Genomic DNA, 3,826 nt, shown 5'->3' on the forward strand with positions numbered 1-3,826 from the left:
TTACAGTCAAGCTACCCCTCAACCCAAAAGCCTCTCATCCCCTCAGTTCCTCAACGCCTCAGTCCCCCATCCCTTCAGACTCTCTACAGTTAGACGCTTCTCTTTTGGGTGTGCGGGTATTAGTTGTAGATGACGAAGCCGACACCCGTGAATTTACCACCACAGTACTCGAACAGTGTCAAGCCGTAGTTCAGGCAGTCGCATCAGTAAAAGAAGCATTAGAGGTAATTTCCCAGTGGAAACCAGATGTTTTAGTCAGCGACATAGGTATGCCAGAGGAAGATGGTTACTCATTGATCCGCAAATTGCGATCGCAACCACCAGAACAAGGTGGAAAGATTCCTGCGGCAGCCCTCACAGCCTATGCTAGGGCAGAGGATAGGATGCGTGCTATCAAGGAAGGTTATCAACTACACTTGCCTAAGCCTATTGAGCCAGCCGAATTAGCGACAGTAGTTGCTAGCCTTGTGGGACGTACCTGAAAAATGCTTGCAAATAGAATTCTTGACTTGTGCCTACTGCCTTCTACTTAATTAACGTGAGTTCGATGAACCTCTCCCTCCCGGCCTCCCTCTCCTAAAAGGCGACTCCTTCCAAGAAGCAAGTGATCGCGTTGCGTCTGGGTAAGGAGAGGGAGGAGAAACGAAAAAATCACGGTTTTACTCCCCTCTCAAGGTAGACTACGGTGTACACACAAGTCTTGAAATCCTACCCAAACCTTGGTTTCATTGCCCTATTCCTAAAATTAAGGGGATAAATGAAGTTTCCAGTTGCCCAAAATTTGGGCATTTATAGGGGCTAAAAGAGTTGAAACCTTTGCTGCCTATACTTGTGTGTACACGGTAGCCTGCAAGAAGAGGGGCCGGGGGAGAGGTCAAAACAGCGCTTGTCGAACTCACGTTTAATTACTGCTTTAATAAGCTTCATCCGAAATTAACAATTTAAGAGTTGTATTGAAATTAAGTGCCCATAAGGCTGAAAAAAATAAGTGAAAGTTATTCCTAACTTGAAATTTTCAGCCTGCTAATAACTAGTTCTGTCATCATAATTTTTTGGAAAACATATACATGACTCAAGGTGTATCTTTGAAGTCAAATAAGCCATTTAGTAAAAATTTAAGTAACTAAATTAATATGATTACCCTGACCAAAACATCGACATCAACACCAATCAAACACCAACCACCTAATGTTAGATTGTGTGCCTTGCAACAAGCTGATTTTTTACAAGCAGTTATAGAAGGATTAGGAGATGGCATTTTAATTTTAACTCAAGCAGGTGAACTTGTTTATAGTAATACATCTGCACACCACATGTGCTGCCAGTTAAATCAAGGCGATTTTAACTCTAATTTTGTGCCGCCAGCTATTTGGCATCTCTGTCAAACCTTACTAGAGAGTCGGAATTTTTGCTCTGAGCAATTGATGATGTTATCTGATGAAATTATGCTTGATAAGTCAACTTGCTTTCGTGTCAGAGTCAGATTGCTGAATTTAGATAGATTCCAGCTTCCTTGCTTATTAGTGACTATTGAAAACCGATATGAGTCTCTGCAAAATATAGCGATCGCAGAAATCAAAAAATTTGCTTTAACACCGCGAGAAGCTGAAATTTGGTGTCTTTATCGAAGCAAATACAGCTACAAAGAGATTGCTGCTCAGCTTTTTATTACTCTCAACACAGTGAAAAAGCATATGAAAAATATTCATGCTAAACGACAAGATGTTCTAGAAATTAATTTATAATCTTACAATTTTACTCCATTGTAATTTTTTATGATTTTTTACTTGATAAATAGCCTCTAAATGATTCGATTACCCCCCGTTATCAGGGGAGTAATTTAACTTGTGTGTACACGTCGGGGATGCGGGGTAGACTCCAGCAAGGCGCTGCTCTCCAACTGGAGGGATTTTTCAAGACAATGCGCCCACCATTATTAAATACCCTAATTTGAATTATGGGGTATCAAACTGTTGCCTACTGTCTCTTAAGAGTTTCTTTTTAAGAATCATTTAGGACGGTTACAAGATTATAATCGCTAATCAGCATTAATTGCTCCTTATCCTCAATTTTAAGCAGGGATAATATATGAATTTTATGAAATTTTTGTGTAGTTTAACTACTGAGAATCAGGAGCTTTTTGCAGGCGAATTAACGTATTATAGACCTGCCGTTTTAAATTATTGTTATTTTGTATCTCTACAGTAATTCCATTGAAACGAGAAATTGTAAGACCATTATCTTCGACTATTTTTTGGGAACGATTACAGTAATTGACTGCAATATCTCTAGCTTTACGTGGCAGACTATTCATACTGTTAGGATCGTTACAAACAATTTGAGGAATTTCTCCACCACCAATCAGTTTTTTAATTTCTTCAAAAGCTTGTTGTCGTGATGGCTCCATTGCTAACACTGCTTGAGCGTAGCTGGTGATTTCACTACTATTAACTGGTGAATTTTGAGCCTCAGCTTTTGAATGCAAAGTCAAAGTGCTAGCGATAAAACTAGCAGTAGCAAGAACGCCCAAAAACAAGTTTCGAGAAAGCATGGTTTGCAGACTTGTTCGGAAAATTAAATCAGAAATTTTTTTCATAAAGTTTGTGACACAGAACTACAGTAGGGATATGTTAAAGACTTTGAATTATTTTAAAAGCGAGAAGTTCCACAAGACTCCCAATTAAGCAAACTTTTAGGTGTATTGCGAGTTTTGTCGGCATACTTCGCACAATTCTATGATTTTCGTCTGAAGTACTGACATTTCCGAAGCTCCTTGCTTGAGACTCACTTCTAATTCCAGTAGTAAGGGTAAGCACGAGATGAGCTGCTGTACAGAAAGAAATTTAACTTCTTGCTGTAAAAAGTAGATGCGTTTGGGGTTAGCGATCTCAGCAGCTTTAGCGATCGCTTGTGGATTCCGTTCACCACCTTCCATAACGATTTTCACCCATAACCATGTACGAAATTGCCCAATCAGAGTAGCGACTATCCGTAAACCAGGCTCAGAAGCATTAATGAGATCGGCTAAGATATTTAAAGCTTTAGCCGTGTCTCCTGTTCTAACCGCTGCTGACAATTGTAGACTATTTTGTGTAGTATTTCGTACTAATTGTGTAACTATATCTACGTCTAAAGGCTTGTTGCTTCCTGCCGTATAAAGACGCAGTTTCTCTAGTTCACTGTAGAGTAGGCGTGTATCATTACCCACAGCTTGAGCCAATATTTCCGCAATCTTGGGAGTCAGTTTCACTCCCACAGCTTGAGCCGCTTGATTAACGGCTTGTACCAGCAATTCCGTCTTCCAAGGTGGGATGAGAGGAAATTCTTGGAACTCACTAGCGAATTGCTTCAATAATTTTGTCGATTTTAAGCGTTCATCGGGTTTGTTACGGGTAGTGAGCAATAAAAATGAGTTTTCTGGAATAACTGGTAGAGTTCGCGCCAGTTCTGCTAAAACATCGTCTGGACAATGGTGACACAAAGTAGTATTCATCAGCCAAACCAAGCGTCCACCCGCTCCAAAAGTTGGTGTCATCACTTGATTTAACCCAGCGATCACAGCGTCAGGTTGCTCAGGGGAGAATGAAGTATAGTTAAAACTTGTCCATAAAGGATCGAGGACGCGATCGCAAAGCTTTGCGATCGCTCGTTCCATGGCAAAATCATCCTCACCCCAGTAAACATAGATAGGCATAAAGATAGGTAATTGGGAATTGGGCATTGGGAATTGGGAATTGGGAATTGGGAATTGGGAATTGGGAATTGGGAATTGGGAATTGGGAATTGGTTATTCCCCTCATCCCCTCATCCCCCTCATCCCTCCATC

The 3,826-nt window shown here is 40.6% G+C and carries 4 protein-coding genes; 2 read left to right on the forward strand and 2 right to left on the reverse strand.

Annotation, left to right across the window (positions count from 1 at the left end):
- The coding region (locus I8748_RS27015; protein ID WP_225896563.1) for a response regulator at positions 1-482 on the forward strand (482 nt) is incomplete at its 5' end.
- 651 nt (positions 483-1,133) lie between these two features.
- Positions 1,134-1,745, forward strand: coding sequence for a helix-turn-helix transcriptional regulator (locus I8748_RS27020; RefSeq protein WP_198127601.1), 612 nt, complete (start codon positions 1,134-1,136; stop codon positions 1,743-1,745).
- A gap of 374 nt (positions 1,746-2,119) precedes the next feature.
- Here the strand turns inward: I8748_RS27020 and I8748_RS27025 are convergent, their stop codons facing one another.
- The gene (locus I8748_RS27025) at positions 2,120-2,596 is read right to left on the reverse strand and encodes a DUF4168 domain-containing protein (protein WP_198127602.1); all 477 of its coding nucleotides are present in this window, start codon (positions 2,594-2,596) and stop codon (positions 2,120-2,122) included.
- Between the two features lie 96 nt (positions 2,597-2,692).
- Positions 2,693-3,694 (reverse strand): DNA polymerase III subunit delta, encoded by a 1,002-nt coding sequence (gene holA / locus I8748_RS27030; RefSeq protein WP_198127603.1) that lies wholly within the window; start codon positions 3,692-3,694, stop codon positions 2,693-2,695.
- Between the last annotated feature and the right edge of the window lie 132 nt (positions 3,695-3,826).

Source organism: Amazonocrinis nigriterrae CENA67, assembly GCF_016056305.1.
GTDB lineage: Bacteria > Cyanobacteriota > Cyanobacteriia > Cyanobacteriales > Nostocaceae > Amazonocrinis > Amazonocrinis nigriterrae.

Bases quoted from the DNA above. Each gene is read 5' to 3' on its own strand.
- I8748_RS27020 (WP_198127601.1), top strand. From the start codon at position 1,134: ATGATTACCCTGACCAAAACATCGACATCAACACCAATCAAACACCAA.
- I8748_RS27025 (WP_198127602.1), bottom strand. From the start codon at position 2,596: ATGAAAAAAATTTCTGATTTAATTTTCCGAACAAGTCTGCAAACCATG.
- holA (WP_198127603.1), bottom strand. From the start codon at position 3,694: ATGCCTATCTATGTTTACTGGGGTGAGGATGATTTTGCCATGGAACGA.